The sequence below is a fragment of the Pseudomonas sp. ADAK2 genome (assembly GCF_012935755.1).
In the GTDB taxonomy this organism is placed as follows: Bacteria; Pseudomonadota; Gammaproteobacteria; order Pseudomonadales; family Pseudomonadaceae; genus Aquipseudomonas.
Window position 1 is genome coordinate 5,391,239 of record NZ_CP052862.1, and the last position, 16,074, is coordinate 5,407,312.

A 16,074-nucleotide genomic window follows, 5' to 3' on the forward strand; every position below is an offset into this window, starting at 1 on the left:
GCCTAGTGCCGGATTCAAGCCTGCGCCTGTGCGCCAAGAGGGAAATGCGATGAAGAAAATCGCAGTGTTCGCCGACGTTCAAAACCTCTACTACACCGTGCGTCAGGCCTATGGTTGCCACTTCAACTATGCCGCGCTGTGGGCTGATATCAGCAAACAGGGCGAGATCGTCGAGGCGTACGCCTACGCCATCGATCGCGGAGACAGCAAACAGCAGCAGTTCCAGCAGATCCTGCGCAACCTCGGTTTTGTGGTGAAGCTCAAGCCGTACATCCAGCGCAGCGACGGTTCGGCCAAGGGCGACTGGGACGTGGGCATCACCCTCGACATCATGGACGCCGCGGATCACGTCGACGAAGTGGTGCTGGCCTCCGGCGACGGTGATTTCGACATGCTGCTGGAGCGCATCATCAGCAAGCACGGCGTGCAAGCCGTGGCCTACGGCGTGCCGGGCCTGACCGCCAACTCGCTGATCCGCGCCGCCAGCCGCTACGTGCCGATCGAAGGCGCGTTGCTGCTCAAGAATTGATTTTTACGGAGTTGAAACAGGTTTGGAACGCATAGCAGTCATCGACTTTGAAACCACCGGGATCTCCCCGAGCAGCAGCTGCCGGGCCACGGAAATCGCCGTGGTGATCCTCGAACAGGGGCGCATCGTCGAGCGTTACCAAAGCCTGATGAACGCCGGCGTACGCGTGCCGGCCTTCATCGAACAACTCACCGGCATCAGCAACGCCATGCTGCGCACCGCGCCCTCGGCCGAGCAGGTGATGAACGAGGTGAACGAGTTCGTCGGCATTACGCCGCTGCTGGCGCACAACGCGGCGTTTGACCAGAAGTTCTGGGATTTTGAACTGGGGCGAATCAAGCGTACGCGGTTGCAGAACTTTGCCTGTTCGCTGCTGCTGGCCCGACGTTTGATGCCCGCCGCGCCGAACCACAAACTCGGCACCCTCACCACCTTCGCCAGCCTGCCCAACACCGGCAAGGCTCACCGGGCGATGGCGGATGCGGAAATGGCGGCGAACCTGACGACGCACCTGGCTGAGCAACTGCGCCAACAACATGGGTTGCGCGAGTTGTCCCATGATTTGTTGGTCAGCTTGCAGAAAGTGCCGGCGGCGAAGATCAACGAACATCTCAAGCGCCATCGCGGGTTCTAGAATTTAGCGGTGCTGATCGTTCCCACGCGACCCGTGGGAATGCCTCACCGGACGCTCTGCGTCCGCTCTTGGGACGCGGAGCGTCCCTGGCTGCATTCCCACGCGGAGCGTGGGAACGATCTAAAACCTCAAGCGCCATCGCGGGTTCTGACTGACACCCTGCCTATGATCGTTCCCACGCGACCCGTGGGAATGCCTCACCGGACGCTCTGCGTCCGCTCTTGGGACGCGGAGCGTCCCTGGCTGCATTCCCACGCGGAGCATGGGAACGATCTAAAACCTCAAGCGCCATCGCGGGTTCTGACTCACACCCTACCTATGATCGTTCCTACGCTCTGCGTGGGAATACCTCACCGGACGCTCTGCGTCCGCTCTTGGGACGCGGAGCGTCCCTGGCTGCATTCCCACGCGGAGCGTGGGAACGATCTAAAACCTCAAGCGCCATCGCGGGTTCTGACTCACACCCTACCTATGATCGTTCCTACGCTCTGCGTGGGAATGCCTCACCGGACGCTCTGCGTCCGCCCTTGGGACGCGGAGCGTCCCTGGCTGCATTCCCACGCGGAGCATGGGAACGATCTACGTCAGATTGGTGTTTAACGGCGGCTCCGGTTTGATGATCAGTCCTACCGAATTTTAGGGAATGTCTGTCTTGCCCCTTATCTGGGGCATCGATAACCTTTTGACCGTCGCTGAAAACTCAGCGATCGGGTCTGCAAGCCCACCGTAGTTTGTAGGAGATAACATGCGCACCTATAATCGCGTCGCTTTCATTAGCGCCCATCGATTTATGGTAGCTGTGTGCGGGAGACCTTCGGGTCTGCCGAGAGTATCTCCTACTCGGTCTTGCAGGCCCGCGCATAGCTGCCACCCATCATCTGCAAGTGATGTTGGTAGCTCCGACTTTAAAAAGGAGAAAATCGACATGGTCAAAATTACCCCTAATCCCCCTATTCCCTTCATCCCCCAAACCTTCATCCGCCATCACATCCAATTGCGAGCCCTTTTGCTGCACGCAGAAGCCTGGTTCTGCGCCCGGGATATCGGCCGGTTAATGGGCGTAGAAATAAACGGCCGTTACGCACTCAAGCTCGACGCCGATCAACGCCGGATGATGTGTTTATCCGGAAGCGACGCCCTCCTGGAAACGCTGATGCTGAGCGAATCCGGCGTATACGCGATGCTGGTCTATCACTACTGCCCGGAGAACCGGCATCTGCGGCGTTGGCTGACCCATCACGTAGTGCCGATGCTGCGGGACGGTGGTGGGGTGGCTTCGAATCAGGCGCCGAGTTTGCGCTTGATGGAATGGGCAGGAGGCACGTTGAGCCTGTTGCATTGGCGGACGGAACCCTGGGTTCGTTTAAAAGATATGCCGTGTTTGTTGGGCGCCGGATATAGCGGCGTTCGCGGATTCTGACGACAGCGCTGAACCTCTGTAGGAGCTGTGTAGGAGCTGTCGAGTGAAACGAGGCTGCGATCTTTTGATCTTGCCCTAAAAAACAAGATCAAAAGATCGCAGCCTCGTTTCACTCGACAGCTCCTACAGGGATCCTACGGGATTGCTATTTGCCGTTCCCTTCCAACTGCCCCAACGGCACCCGCTTTTCTATCGCACTCGACAACACAATCGACGTCTTGCTGAAGCCAAACTTGGCAATGCGATTGATCAACTCTTCCAACTCCGGCATCGACCCCACCGCCGCCTGCATGATCACGCACGGATCACCGGTCACTCGATGGCACTCGGTCAATTGCGGGATTTTGATCAGGTCGTCGTAAGTCTTCTGGTTACCGTGCTGGTTCAGGCGCAGTTCGATGACGCACTGGATCGGCAGGCCGATTTTCGACATATCGACTTTCGCCTGGTAACCGGTAATCACCCCGGACGCCTCAAGCTTGGCCACGCGCTCGGCCACGGCCGGGGCGGACAGGTTCACTTTGCGCGCCAGTTCGGCGTAGGACGCGCGACCGTTTTCCAACAGGGCGCTGAGGAGCATGCGGTCGTACTTGTCCATCGTCGGATTCCTGAAAATGACATGACTTTCGAAAACACGGTTTATCGCGCAGATCTCCGTGCTTTGAAAAGTGTACCGGTGCGATAAACAGGTTTTGTAACTTATTTTTACGGCTTGGCCTTTCTAGAATATCCAATCTCCTTGTCCTGCCTTCGAGCTGCCCAATGCCTGGCTTACGTCGCTTCCCCCTACCGTTGATCGCCGCTTTTTTCGCCTTGTACGTGATTTGGGGCTCGACCTATCTGGTCATTCGCATCGGCGTGCAGTACTGGCCGCCGTTGATGCTCGGCGGGATTCGCTTTGTGATCGCCGGGACGCTGATGTACGCCTTCCTGCGCTGGCGCGGGGCGCCGGCACCCACTTGGGCGCAGTGGAAAGCGGCGGGGATCATCGGGATTTTGCTGCTCAGTTTCGGTAACGGCGCGGTGAGCGTCGCTGAGCACACTGGCGTGGCGTCCGGTGTTGCTGCGCTGGCGGTGGCAACGGTGCCGCTGTTTACCTTGCTCTTCGGCTATTTCTGGGGCGCGCGTAATACCCGTCTCGAATGGGCCGGGATTGTGCTCGGGCTGATCGGCATCGCCATGCTCAACCTTGGCTCCAACCTGCAATCGAGCCCGTTGGGCGCGGCGTTGTTGGTGTTCGCCGCCGCGACCTGGGCCTTTGGTTCGGTGTGGAGCAAACACTTGCCGTTGCCTCAAGGGGCGATGGCCAGTGCCGTGGAAATGCTGGTGGGCGGCGTAGTGTTGCTGATCGGCAGCGCCGTCAGCGGTGAACACCTGGACAGCGTGCCGCCGATGGAAGGCTGGGCCGCATTGGCTTACCTGATCGGCTTCGGTTCGATCATTGCCTTCAACGCCTACATGTACCTGTTGAAAAATGTGCGTCCGGCGGCGGCCACCAGTTATGCCTACGTCAACCCGGCGGTGGCGGTGTTGCTGGGGATCGTGTTTGTCGGCGAGACCATCGGGATCGAGGAAGCGATTGCCATGGCGGTGATCATCAGCGCCGTGGTGTTGATCGGTTTGCCGCAGTGGCGACGAGCTCCAGTGCGACCTGTGGCGGTGGCGCCCGCAGAATCCCGTGTGAATTAGGGTAAACTGCGCGCCATCGCACACCCGCTCCGCTTTTTCCTACGGTAATCCCATGACTTTCGCCTCCCTTGGCCTGATCGAACCCTTGCTGCGCTCTCTTGAGACGCTCGGCTACCAGACGCCTACGCCGGTCCAGGCGCAAGCCATTCCGGCGGTGCTGGCCGGTCGCGACCTGATGGCTGCGGCCCAGACCGGCACCGGCAAGACCGCCGGTTTCGCGCTGCCGCTGCTGCAGTTGCTGGCCATGGAAGGGCCGAAAGTTGCCTCCAACTCGGTGCGTGCGCTGATCCTGGTGCCGACCCGCGAACTGGCGGAACAGGTTCACGAAGCCGTGCGTCAGTACGCCGAGAACCTGCCGTTGAGCACCTACGCGGTGTACGGCGGTGTCAGCATCAACCCGCAGATGATGAAGCTGCGCAAAGGTGTCGATGTGCTGGTGGCGACGCCGGGTCGTTTGCTCGACCTGTATCGCCAGAAGGCGCTCAAGTTCAATCAGCTGCAAACCCTGATCCTCGACGAAGCCGATCGCATGCTCGACTTGGGCTTCTCCGAGGAACTGGGGAATATCTACCGCGTGCTGCCGAAGCAGCGTCAGACGCTGTTGTTCTCCGCGACCTTCTCTGATGCGATCCGCTTGCTGGCCGGGCAAATGCTCAATGATCCGCTGAGCATCGAAGTCAGCCCGCGCAACGTTGCTGCCAACACGGTCAAGCAGTGGGTTGTGGTGGTGGACAAGAAGCGCAAGCCGGAGCTGTTCATTCATTTGCTGCGCAAGGGCAAGTGGAAGCAGGTGCTGGTGTTCGCCAAGACCCGCAACGGCGTGGACGCGCTGGTGGAAAAACTTCAGGGCCTGGGCGTCAATGCCGACGGTATTCACGGCGACAAGCCGCAGGCAACCCGGCAGCGGGCGCTGGATCGGTTCAAGGCCAGTGAGATTCAGATTCTGGTGGCCACCGACGTTGCGGCCCGCGGTCTGGATATCGAAGATTTGCCGTTGGTGGTCAACTTCGACCTGCCGATCGTGGCTGAGGACTACATCCATCGCATTGGCCGTACCGGCCGTGCGGGCGCTACCGGTGAGGCGATTTCGTTGGTGTGCGCTGATGAAGTGAATCAGCTGTCGGCCATCGAGATGTTGACCCGTCAGACACTGACTCGCCAGACCGAGCAGGATTTCGAGCCTGAGCATCGGGTGCCCGATACTGATTCCACTGGCCAGGTGGTGAAGAAGCCGAAAAAACCGAAGAAGCCAAAGACCTCGGGTGGCGGTAAGCGCAACCTGGGTAAGTGGGTGGAGAGCGGGGATGCTTCGGCGGTGGAACCTTCGATCAAGCCTGTGCGAAAAGTGCCGGTGTTTAACACTGGGCCGCGTAAGAAGAAGCCTTGATCCAGTGATCGTTCCCACGCTCTGCGTGGGAATGCCTCAATGGACGCTCTGCGTCCGCTGTTGGGACGCGGAGCGTCCCGGGCTGCATTCCCACGCGGAGCGTGGGAACGATCAGTCAACGATCAGGTTCGGTGTTTCAGCCAGTCTGCAATTCCAAACCCCGCCGCCCGCCCACTGGCGAAACACCCGGTCAGCAAATAGCCCCCCGTCGGCGCTTCCCAATCCAGCATTTCCCCCGCGCAGAACACGCCAGGCAGTTGCTTGAGCATCAGTCGTTCATCCATGGCTTCAAACTTCACGCCACCGGCACTGCTGATGGCTTCGTCCAGTGGCCGGGTTTTCACCAGCGTCAGCGGCAATGCCTTGATCGCCTTGGCCAGCAACGCCGGGTCGGCGAAGCAATCGGCAGCCGTCAGCTCCCGCAGCAACGCCGCTTTGACGCCATCAAGACCTAACTGGCTGTGCAAGTGTTTGGACATCGAGCGCGAACCGCGCGGTTTGTTTAGCGCCGCTTGCACTTTATCCACAGGCCGGCCGGGCAACAGGTCGATATGAATGGTCGCCGAGCCCAGCAGGTTGATGGCCTCGCGGATCGGCGCCGACAACGCGTAGATCAAACTGCCTTCAATCCCCGTTGCGGTAATCACGCACTCGCCGAGACGCGGAATGTCGTCATTCAAGCCGATGGCGATATTTTTCAGCGGCGCACCAGCGAATTTGCTGACCATCAATTCGCTCCAGGCCTGCACCTCGAAGCCGCAATTACTCGGCTGCAAAGGCGCGAGTCCTACGCCGCGTTGTTCCAGCGGCAACATCCAGGCGCCGTCCGAACCCAGGCGCGACCAACTGCCGCCGCCGAGGGCGAGCAGGGTGGCGTCGGGTTTAACCGTGATTTCACCTTCGGGGCCAGCGATACGTAAATCGCCGCGGTCATTCCAGCCGAGCCAGCGATGACGGGTGTGGATAACTACGCCGGCATCGCGCAGGCGCTTGAGCCAGGCGCGGAGTAGGGGGGCGGCTTTCATGTCCGTAGGAAATACCCGGCCGGAGCTGCCGACAAAGGTTTCGATGCCCAAGTCATGAATCCACTGGCACAGGGCATCGGCACCGAAGGATCGCAGCAGCGGGGCGATCTGCGGCGCCCGTTCGGCGTAGCGTGAGAGAAATGCCGGGTAGGCTTCGGAGTGGGTGATGTTCATGCCGCCGACGCCGGCCAGGAGGAATTTTCGCCCCACCGAAGGCATGCCGTCGTACAGGTCGACCTTGATTCCGCGCTGGCTCAGCACCTCAGCGGCCATCAGGCCTGCAGGGCCACCGCCGATGATGGCGACGTGAGGGGGAAGGGCTGGGGCGGATGGGGTCATGGCGAGAGCTGCGGCGTGGCGGAATAAGCCGCGCATTCTATCAGCACCCATCGACGCGGGCGTGCTGGTAAAGGCTGGTCAAAAAACAACCAGTCCTTTGTAAGCCATAGGGGGTGAGGCCTGTAGGCGCTTTCACTCAGGTTATCCACAGGCAGTTCCACAGGCATTGTGGGTAAAGATTCACAGCTCAATGACAACCTGATGACTGCCAGACCCGTTGCGCGCTGTGATGGAGAATGCCATGCCGCCGGGCCAGGGCCTGGCGGTCCTTGCTGTAGCCGCCGCCAATCACCCCGACCACCGGAATGTCCCGGCCCAGGCAATGGCGCATCACGCTTTCATCGCGCGCCGCAACGCCTTCGTCGGTCAGCTTCAGGTAACCCAGCGCGTCATCCTTGTGCACATCAACGCCGGCGTCGTACAGCACCAGGTCCGGCTGGTAGAGCGGCAGCAAATAGTTGAGCGCGTCGTCCACCACCTGCAAATAATCGGCATCGCCCATGCCTTTGGGCAGTGGAATATCCCAGTCGCTTTCGGCTTTGCGTGCGGGAAAATTCTTCTCGCAGTGCAGGGAAACGGTGATCGCGTCCGGGGTGTTGTGCAGGATTCGTGCAGTCCCATCGCCCTGATGCACGTCGCAATCGAAGATCAGCACCCGATTCACCCGACCGCTTTCCAGCAGGTAATGGCTGATCACCGCCAGGTCGTTGAAGATGCAGAACCCGGCCGGGTAGTCGTAGTGGGCGTGATGGGTGCCGCCGGCCAAATGACAGGCCAAGCCATGTTCCAGCGCCTGCTCGGCCGCCAGCAACGATCCGCCGACCGCCCGCACCGTGCGCCGGGCCAGGGCTTCGTTCCACGGCAGGCCGAGGCGCCGCTGGTCTTCGCGGGACAACTCGCCGCTCATGTAGCGTTCGATATACGCAGGGTCATGTGCGAGGGCGAGAATCTCGGCAGGGCACAGTTCCGGGCGCAACAAATCGGCGTCCCGGACCAGGCCGCTGTCCACCAGGTGATCGCGCAGCAGGCGAAACTTGTCCATCGGGAAGCGGTGATCCGCCGGGAACTCGGGGCTGTAGTCTTCGTGGTAGATCAGCGGCAGGGGCATTGTCAGAATTTCAACGGCAGCATGTAGGAATAAGTGAACGATCCTACCAGCGATGTAGACTCAAAGGATGGAAACGGAGGGGCACGATGGAGCCGATACTGGAACTCGAAAGCGCGCGACTGCTCTTGCGGCAGTGGAGCGATGAGGATTTGCCGGAATTTGCGGCGATGTGTGCCGATCCACAAGTGATGCGTTATTTTCCGGCCGCGCTGAGCCGCCTGGAATGCGCTTCGTTGATCGGGCGGATTCGCGGGCATTTTGCCGAGCATGGTTTCGGCTTCTGGGCGCTGGAGCGCAAGGACACCGGCCAGTTCATCGGGTTTACCGGGTTGGCGGTGGTCAACTTCGACGCGCCGTTCGTCCCGGCCACCGAAATCGGCTGGCGCCTGGCCCGCGAACACTGGGGCCTGGGTTATGCCAGTGAAGCGGCGTGGACCGCTCTGCGCTGCGGCTTTGACCGGTTGGCGCTGAAAGAGGTCGTGGCCTTCACCACGCAAACCAATCTGCCGTCGGAGAAAGTCATGCAGGCGATTGGCATGCACCATGATTCAGCCGACGACTTCGACCACCCGAAGCTCGCGGCCGATCATCCGCTGCGTCACCATGTGCTGTACCGCATCACCCGTGAACAATGGCTGCAAACCTTGCATGGATAAGCAGGCACGGACGTTTACAATGGCCGCCATGTTGGCTTGGGCCATTAACTGAATCGACCGCCGCAGCCATGACTGCGCGGCATTGCTTTGTGTGAGGAGAGCCTGAATGAGCCAAGTGTTGGAAGATCTGGTAGACCTGCTGACCCTGGAACCGATTGAAGAAAACCTGTTCCGCGGCCGCAGCCAGGACCTGGGTTTCCGTCAGTTGTTCGGCGGCCAGGTGCTCGGCCAGTCCCTGTCGGCGGCCAGTCAGACCGTTGAAGAGACGCGGCATGTGCATTCGATGCACGGCTATTTCCTGCGCCCCGGTGACGCCAAGTTGCCGGTGGTGTACCAGGTTGATCGGGTGCGCGATGGCGGCAGTTTCAGCACCCGTCGCGTGACGGCAATCCAGAAGGGCCACCCGATTTTCACCTGCAGTGCGTCCTTCCAGTACGACGAAGAAGGCTTCCAGCACCAGACCGAAATGCCACAAGTGGTCGGCCCGGAAAACCTGCCGTCGGAACTGGAACTGGCTCAACAGCGCGCGCATTTGATTCCGGAACACATGCGCGAGAAGTTGCTCTGCCCGAAACCGATCGAATTCCGCCCGGTGACCGAGACAGATCCCTACAACCCGCAAGCGACTGACCCGATCAAGTACGTGTGGTTTCGCGCCGACGGTGCCTTGGCCGATTCGCCGGCGCTGCACAAATACCTGTTGGCCTACGCCTCGGACTTCGGGCTGTTGACCACTTCGTTGCTGCCCCATGGCAAATCGGTGTGGCAGAAAGACATGCAGGTCGCCAGCCTCGACCATTCGTTGTGGTTCCATTCGGACCTGCGCGCCGATGACTGGTTGCTCTACGCCATGGACAGTCCGTGGGCCGGCAACTCCCGTGGGTTCTCCCGTGGCAGCGTGTTCAACCGCGCCGGGCAACTGGTGGCGTCCGTCACTCAGGAAGGCCTGATTCGCCATCGCAAGGATTGGGCATGAGCCTGGCCGAGGTGCGGCACTGGGTGTTCGACATGGACGGCACCCTGACGGTGGCCGTGCATGATTTCGCGGCGATCCGCGTGGCGCTGGCGATCCCGGCCGAAGACGACATCCTGACCCACCTCGCCGCATTGCCCGCAGATGAAGCAGCGGCCAAACATGCGTGGTTGCTGGAGCATGAGCGGGATCTGGCGCTGGGTTCGAAACCGGCACCGGGCGCGGTGGAATTGGTGCGTGAACTGGCCGGGCGCGGTTATCGCCTCGGCATCCTCACCCGTAATGCGCGGGAATTGGCCCATGTGACCCTGGAAGCGATTGGCCTGGCCGACTGCTTCGCGGTGGAGGATGTGTTGGGCCGTGACGAAGCGCCACCCAAACCTCATCCTGGCGGTTTGCTGAAGTTGGCCGAAGCCTGGAACGTGCCGGCGAGTGAGCTGGTGATGGTCGGCGATTACCGCTTTGATCTGGATTGCGGTCGAGCGGCGGGGGCGCGGACGGTGCTGGTGAATCTGCCGGAAAATCCGTGGCCGGAATTGGCGGATTGGCATGCGGCGGATTGCGTTGAGTTGCGGCAGATGTTGTTGGCTTGAGGCATTGGTTGTCTGGTTAATTGCCTTCGCGGGCAAGCCTCGCTCCTACAGGGCAATGCATTTCCAACCGTAGGAGCGAGGCTTGCCCGCGAAGGGGCCCTAACAGACAACATAAATCTCATTGCCCAAACAAAACCTTCTGCCCCTCAGGCGACGTAAACATCCCATCCCCGTTATGCCCGACCCCAGGCACTTCGACCAGACGCTGGTTCACGCCCTGTGGATTACGCCGCAGCAGATAATCAAAAAAGTTATGCCCGCGAACCAGGCGATAAGCCCCTTGGGCCTCGGCTTCGCAGCCCTTGTCGAGCGCCGGATGCTGCGGGTCGGTGTCCTGCTGTCCGAGCAGATAAGTCACATCACGCTTGATGTAGTTGCCTTCAATCTGCGAGGCCGTTTGCCCACCGGCATAGATCGGCATGTCGGTCAGACCATACTTCCAGCGATTGAAACCGCTGCACCGCGCATGATCGAACGCCACGGGCCGCTGCTCATTGAAGTAGGCGTAGGACGACGGGTTGGCCACCACGTAACGGATTTTCACCCCGGCCGCCGTGAGCGCCGGTTGATCGTGCGCCAGCAGTGCGTAGCGCTGAACCACCTGGCCGCCCCCGGAGTGGCCGGCAATGACGATTTGCTTCACATCCGGAAACTGTCGGCGGTCGGCGATCCGCTCGATGATCTGGTCGAGGGCCGCAAAGGAACTCACCGCAAACGGCGCGGTGGATAAACCGCCGGCCATCCAGTCATTACCCTTCCAGCGCAACACCGTGTCCGCCACGGGCTGGCGCACGACGTCGGTTTCATTGAGGAATTGCGGGGCGATCACCAAGGTATTCGCACTTTGCCCAGCCTGTTCGGCGGCTTGCTCGGCGCTGCGCCGGTAGGTTTCGGCATTGCGCAGTCGACCGTGGATGACGATCAGCACCCGTTCGATCCTGGCCGGCGCCGGGCCCATACCCACCGCCATCTCACCTTCTTTCAACAGCAGGCGCCCGGGGCTGATCTCTTTGACCCCGTGCTCGTCAGCCTGGGCAGTTGCGCAGGCGATCAACAAAACCAACAGCCATCTATGCATTTACAAATTTTTCGCCGCGAAGGTATCGCACTGGCCGACCTGGCCCTGGGCAAAACCGGTTTTAAACCAGCGCACCCTTTGCGCTGACGATCCATGGGTGAAGGAGTCCGGTACGACGCGGCCCTGACCTTGCTGCTGCAAGCGGTCGTCGCCAATGGCATTGGCGGCGTTCAAGGCTTCCTCGATGTCACCGGGTTCCAGCCAGTTCAAGCGCTTTTGCGCATTGTTGGCCCAGACTCCGGCAAGGCAATCGGCCTGAAGTTCCTGGCGCACCAGTAAACCACCATCGCCTTCCATCTGCCGGCCTTGCTGGCGAGCGGTCTGAATTTTCGCGGAAACGCCAAGCAACGTCTGCACATGGTGTCCGACTTCGTGCGCAATCACGTAGGCCTGGGCGAAATCGCCCGCAGCCGAAAAGCGTTGCGACATTTCCTGGAAGAACGCCATGTCCAGGTAAACCTTCTGGTCCGCCGGGCAGTAAAACGGCCCGGTCGCCGAGGTGGCCAGGCCGCACGCGGAGTTCACGCGGTTGCTGAACAGCACCAGGGTCGGGTTGCGGTATTGCTTGCCGGCCTGCTGGAAAATCTGACCCCAGGTGTCTTCGGTATCGCCGAGGATCGAACGCACGAATTCGGCGCCTTCGTCATTGGCCGGGGGCGCCTTGCGGGTCTGGCTCGTGGTCGGTGCCGACTGCTCGCTCATCTGCCCGGTCAATTGCCCGAGAATCTGCATCGGGTCCTGGCCGGTGATCCAGCCGATCCCGACGATCAACAGGATCGCCGTCAGGCTCAGGCCCTTGCCGCCACCAAAGCGCATCCCGCCGCCGCCCCCGCCGACATCATCACCACGGGCGTCGACTACGTTGTCGCTGCGTCGGCCTTTTTTCCATAGCATGTGGGATTCCTCTTTCTTTTCCGGGTGAAGAAGCGTGGTGATGAGTGTTGCTGGTGGGTTGGCGTGGCGCCAGCCCGGTCGTCAGACAGCCTTTCGCGCAGGCGGTTCTGTGCCTTGTACTGACATTAGCGGTTTCGTCGGCGGGAGGGTATTACAGGTCCACGCTGGTGAAGGTATCGCAGGTGTTGATCCGACCCGTGGCGAACCCGGATTTGAACCAGTTCGACCGCTGCTCTGAAGTGCCATGACTGAACGTTTCCGGTCGTATCGCGGCGTTTTGGGCGCGTTGCAAGTAATCGTCGCCGAACACGGCGGCGGCATGCAGGGCCGCGTCGATGTCTCCGGGCTCCAGCCAAGCCAGGCGTTTTTGCGCATGGTGCGCCCAGACGCCGGCGAGGCAATCGGCCTGCAACTCTGCCCGTACTTCCAGGCCGCCATCGCCGATTATCGGTTGCCGGTTGGCCAACGCTTTCTCGAAAGGTTCGGAGAGACCCAGTTCAAGCTGCACGTGATGGCCGATTTCGTGAGCGAGGACGTAAGCCTGGGCGAAGTCGCCGATCACCGAAAATTGCTGGGCCATCTGCGCAAAGAATTCAGGATCGAGGTAGACCTGTTGGTTATCGGGGCAATAAAACGGGCCGTTGCCTGTGTGGGCATAACCGCAGCCGGAGGTTACGTCATGGCTGAACAGGGTTAGTTTGGGTGGCGGGTAGTGGCGACCGGTCTGGGCGAAAAGTTGTTTCCAGGTGTCTTCGGTATCGCCCAGCACGGATTGGACGAACAGTAAGGTCGTATCGCCAGAGGGCTGAGGGGCGGTGGAATGAAACGGTGTGTCCGTTTCGACGGGCAGGATGTCCGGTGTCGTACCCAGCGCCGAGTAAAGTCCTACGCCCGCCAACGCGGCGGCGGCCAGTCCGGCGCCCAGTGTTTTCCCTGTGAGTTGGCGGGCATCCTTGCCCTCGCGCGTGTCATTGACGTTGTCGCTGCGTCTTGCCTTGTTCCATAGCATGTTGCGGTTTCTCCATAGACTGATAGAGGCGTGTATCGCCGCCGCCATGAATAACCGCATTGGCAAACGCGGTGTTGGAAAAATGTGTAAGGGTTGGTGAATCGCGTGTGATCCTTCGCGAGCAAGCTTCGCTCCTACAAGAGCGGGGCGTTGTTCGCACACTTTTATCGTTCGCCTGTGTAAGAATCTGGAACCAGGTTCTAAATTGTTGGAATTAAAATTCCAAAGGATTGCCATGACCCTCAGCACCCCTCTTTCCGGTGTAAACAAACCCTTCAAAGGGATTTTGCTGATCGTCGCCGCGACGTTCCTGTTTTCCAGCCATGACGCGTTGTCGAAATACCTCTCCGGCTTCTACCCGATCATCATGGTGGTCTGGGCCCGTTATCTGGTTCACACCTTGTTGATGGCCGGGATTTTTCTGCCGCAATCCGGGTTGCGTGTCCTACGTACCAAACGACCGTTGCTGCAACTGACGCGGGCGTTGTGCCTGCTGGGCACCAGCCTGTTTTTCACCACCGGGTTGTTGTACATCCCGTTGGCCGAAGCCACGGCGGTCAACTTTCTTGCGCCAGTGCTGGTCACCGCATTGTCGGTGCCGCTGCTCAAGGAACACGTCACCCGTGGCCAATGGATCGCGGTGATTTGCGGCTTCGTTGGCGTGCTGATCATCGTCCACCCTGGCGGCGAACTGTTTACCCCGGCGATATTGCTGCCGTTCTGCTCGGCGATGTTTTTCTGCTTCTATCAGTTGCTCACCCGCAAGCTCAGCCAGATCGACAGCCCGACCACCAGCAACTTCTTCGCCGGGCTGTGCAACACCCTGGTGATGAGCGCGCTGGTACCGTTCTTCTGGCAGGTGCCAACGCTGGGGCATGGGTTGTTGATGCTGGCGCTGGGGAGTTGCGGGATGACGGCGCATTTGTTTCTGACCCAGGCCTTTCGCTACGCCGCCCCGGCGTTGCTGGCGCCGTTTGGTTATTGTCAGATTGTGTTTGCCGGTCTGCTCGGTTGGCTGCTGTTTTCCCACACGCCGACCCTGACCACCGTGGTCGGGATCGCGGTGATTTGCTGCAGCGGGTTGGCGGCGGCGTGGCAACAGAGCCGTCGATAGCGGCAGGCCTGGCATCAGGCCTGCCGGGGTAGGGCGTTTCAGTCGGTGACGGTAGGAATCTTGCGCGGTGCCATGAAGTACATCCAGATCAGTGCGATGAAGTACATCGCCGGAATCAGAGTGAACAGCACCGTGTAGTTGTTGTTGGTGACGGTCAGGATATGGCCGACCAATTGCGTCATGAACATCCCGCCGATGGCCGCGCACATGCCGCCGAAACCAAACACCGTACTCATCATGTGTTTAGGCGTGTAGTCCATCACCAGGCTCCAGATGTTCGCGGTCCAGGCCTGGTGCGCGCCGATGGCCAGGGAAATCGCCGCCACCGCGACCCACAGGTTGCTGGACCCTGCGGCCATGATCACGCCGATGATGCAGCAGGCAAACAGCAACATCGACATCAGTCGCGCCTTGATCGGGTTGATTCCGCGGCCGATCAGGAAGGAGGACAGAATCCCGCCGCCGACACTGCCGAAGTCCGCCGTCAGGTAAATGATGATCAGCGGAATGCCCATCTGGGTCACGTTGATGCCCAGGTTGTATTGCTGATTGAGGAACGGTGGCAGCCAGTACAGGTAGAACCAGAACACCGGCGCGGTCATCGAGTAGGCGAGGGCGAAGGCCCAGGTGCCCCGCATGCGCAGGATTTTCGAGAACGGCACGCGGGATTGTTCCGGCTCCGCTTCCTCCTGGATGTAGTCCAGTTCCGATTGTTTGACGCTCGGATGCTCTTCCGGGTTGAAGTACTTCAAGCCCCAGAACAGCAGCCAGATCCCGCCCAGTGCCGACATGCACAGGAACGCGGCTTGCCAGCCCCACGCGTGGAGGATCAGTGGCAACAGCATCGGGGTGAACATCGCACCGACGTTGGTCCCGGCGTTGAAGATGCCGGTGGCCACGGCGCGTTCGCCTGCCGGGAACCACAACCGGGTGGTTTTCACACAGGCCGGGTAGTTCGCCGCCTCGGTCAAGCCGAGAATAAACCGACAGACCATGAAGCCTGCTGCCGACGTCGCCAGGCCATGGGCGCCGGTGGCCAGGCTCCAGAGCAGCACCGCGCAGAAGAACACGCGCTTGACGCCGACCCGGTCGATCAAACGGCCTTGCAGCACGAAGCCGATGGCGTAGCCGACCTGGAACCAGAAGTTGATGTTGGCGTAGTCCATCGCCGTCCAGCTCATTTCCTTGGCCAGGATCGGCTGCATGACGCCGAGTGCGGCGCGGTCGATGTAGTTCAGGGTGGTGGCGAAAAACACCAGCGCCAACATGCCCCAACGGGTTTTGCCGACGGCCATGGCACCGCGGATCTTGGCGCCGATGCCAGCGCTGGCAGGAGTCATGGAAGAACGCTCCATGGGAGAGCTTTGTGAAGGAGTCATGTAGGCCACCGATTATTTTTATGTGGTGTTCTGGGTCTTGGGTAACCGAGCCGAGCGGCTGAATGTCCGGGCTCAATGTGCAGTCGATGTTGGGCAGTGGACAAAAAATCGTCAATTCGCCAAGGGTCATTGTGTTCGATAATCGCACATAAAACTAACTGGCTAGTACACTTTGAATTGCTGTACGGGAGCTTGCGGCCAATAATTTATCCCAAGAAAAACGCGATCCCCGTGTAGGAGGGAACGC

Annotated in this window: 16 protein-coding genes; 9 read left to right on the forward strand and 7 right to left on the reverse strand. The window is 60.4% G+C overall.

The genetic code is table 11. From position 1 onward, the window contains the following. The first annotated feature begins 49 nt into the window (after positions 1-49). The 3 genes from HKK52_RS24770 (at position 50) to HKK52_RS24780 (ending at position 2,583) form a co-directional block, all read left to right on the forward strand. Complete coding sequence (locus HKK52_RS24770; protein ID WP_054616703.1) at positions 50-529, forward strand: LabA-like NYN domain-containing protein; 480 nt, start codon at positions 50-52, stop codon at positions 527-529. A 22-nt stretch (positions 530-551) separates the two neighbouring features. Continuing rightward, entirely contained in the window at positions 552-1,163 is a 612-nt protein-coding gene (locus HKK52_RS24775; protein ID WP_054052626.1) for a 3'-5' exonuclease, read from the forward strand. 925 nt (positions 1,164-2,088) lie between these two features. Then, on the forward strand, positions 2,089-2,583 hold the full coding sequence (locus HKK52_RS24780; protein ID WP_169372948.1) for a BRO-N domain-containing protein: 495 nt from the start codon (positions 2,089-2,091) through the stop codon (positions 2,581-2,583). Positions 2,584-2,728: 145 nt separating this feature from the next. Here HKK52_RS24780 and HKK52_RS24785 read toward each other — a convergent pair whose 3' ends face one another. Beyond that, positions 2,729-3,181 (reverse strand): Lrp/AsnC family transcriptional regulator, encoded by a 453-nt coding sequence (locus tag HKK52_RS24785; protein ID WP_169372949.1) that lies wholly within the window; start codon positions 3,179-3,181, stop codon positions 2,729-2,731. Between the two features lie 164 nt (positions 3,182-3,345). Between HKK52_RS24785 and yedA the strand changes: the two genes are divergently transcribed. Both yedA and HKK52_RS24795 read left to right on the forward strand, forming a co-directional pair. Beyond that, on the forward strand, positions 3,346-4,272 hold the full coding sequence (gene yedA / locus HKK52_RS24790) for a drug/metabolite exporter YedA (protein WP_169372950.1): 927 nt from the start codon (positions 3,346-3,348) through the stop codon (positions 4,270-4,272). A 52-nt stretch (positions 4,273-4,324) separates the two neighbouring features. Next, on the forward strand, positions 4,325-5,659 hold the full coding sequence (locus HKK52_RS24795) for a DEAD/DEAH box helicase (protein WP_169372951.1): 1,335 nt from the start codon (positions 4,325-4,327) through the stop codon (positions 5,657-5,659). A gap of 122 nt (positions 5,660-5,781) precedes the next feature. On the opposite strand, the gene HKK52_RS24800 is transcribed toward HKK52_RS24795, so the two are convergent. Both HKK52_RS24800 and HKK52_RS24805 read right to left on the reverse strand, forming a co-directional pair. Then, complete coding sequence (locus HKK52_RS24800) at positions 5,782-7,023, reverse strand: TIGR03862 family flavoprotein (protein WP_178117464.1); 1,242 nt, start codon at positions 7,021-7,023, stop codon at positions 5,782-5,784. A gap of 187 nt (positions 7,024-7,210) precedes the next feature. Further along, positions 7,211-8,131 carry a histone deacetylase family protein gene (locus tag HKK52_RS24805; RefSeq protein WP_169372953.1) on the reverse strand — a complete coding sequence of 307 codons (921 nt, stop codon included), beginning with the start codon at positions 8,129-8,131 and terminating at the stop codon, positions 7,211-7,213. 86 nt (positions 8,132-8,217) lie between these two features. On the opposite strand from HKK52_RS24805, the gene HKK52_RS24810 reads away from it, so the two are divergent. The 3 genes from HKK52_RS24810 to HKK52_RS24820 all read left to right on the forward strand — a co-directional run bounded on the left by HKK52_RS24810 (position 8,218) and on the right by HKK52_RS24820 (position 10,353). Continuing rightward, positions 8,218-8,787, forward strand: coding sequence for a GNAT family N-acetyltransferase (locus HKK52_RS24810; protein WP_123404763.1), 570 nt, complete (start codon positions 8,218-8,220; stop codon positions 8,785-8,787). Between the two features lie 106 nt (positions 8,788-8,893). Continuing rightward, a complete protein-coding gene (tesB, locus tag HKK52_RS24815) occupies positions 8,894-9,763 on the forward strand; it encodes an acyl-CoA thioesterase II (protein ID WP_169372954.1) in 870 nt (289 codons plus the stop codon). Then, complete coding sequence (locus HKK52_RS24820; RefSeq protein WP_169372955.1) at positions 9,760-10,353, forward strand: HAD family hydrolase; 594 nt, start codon at positions 9,760-9,762, stop codon at positions 10,351-10,353. Before tesB ends, HKK52_RS24820 begins: the two co-directional genes overlap by 4 nt. Before the next feature lie 118 nt (positions 10,354-10,471). Here the strand turns inward: HKK52_RS24820 and HKK52_RS24825 are convergent, their stop codons facing one another. The 3 genes from HKK52_RS24825 to ypfJ (HKK52_RS24835) form a co-directional block, all read right to left on the reverse strand. After that, positions 10,472-11,431, reverse strand: a complete 960-nt coding sequence (locus tag HKK52_RS24825; protein ID WP_169372956.1) for an alpha/beta fold hydrolase — start codon at positions 11,429-11,431, stop codon at positions 10,472-10,474. After that, positions 11,432-12,325, reverse strand: a complete 894-nt coding sequence (ypfJ, locus tag HKK52_RS24830) for a KPN_02809 family neutral zinc metallopeptidase (protein ID WP_169372957.1) — start codon at positions 12,323-12,325, stop codon at positions 11,432-11,434. A 151-nt stretch (positions 12,326-12,476) separates the two neighbouring features. Then, positions 12,477-13,334: a KPN_02809 family neutral zinc metallopeptidase gene (gene ypfJ, locus HKK52_RS24835; RefSeq protein WP_169372958.1), complete on the reverse strand. Its 858-nt coding sequence runs from the start codon at positions 13,332-13,334 to the stop codon at positions 12,477-12,479. 235 nt (positions 13,335-13,569) lie between these two features. Between ypfJ (HKK52_RS24835) and HKK52_RS24840 the strand changes: the two genes are divergently transcribed. Then, positions 13,570-14,448 (forward strand): DMT family transporter, encoded by an 879-nt coding sequence (locus tag HKK52_RS24840; protein ID WP_169372959.1) that lies wholly within the window; start codon positions 13,570-13,572, stop codon positions 14,446-14,448. Positions 14,449-14,486: 38 nt separating this feature from the next. Here HKK52_RS24840 and HKK52_RS24845 read toward each other — a convergent pair whose 3' ends face one another. Further along, entirely contained in the window at positions 14,487-15,803 is a 1,317-nt protein-coding gene (locus tag HKK52_RS24845) for an MFS transporter (protein WP_237150603.1), read from the reverse strand. Positions 15,804-16,074: the final 271 nt, after the last annotated feature.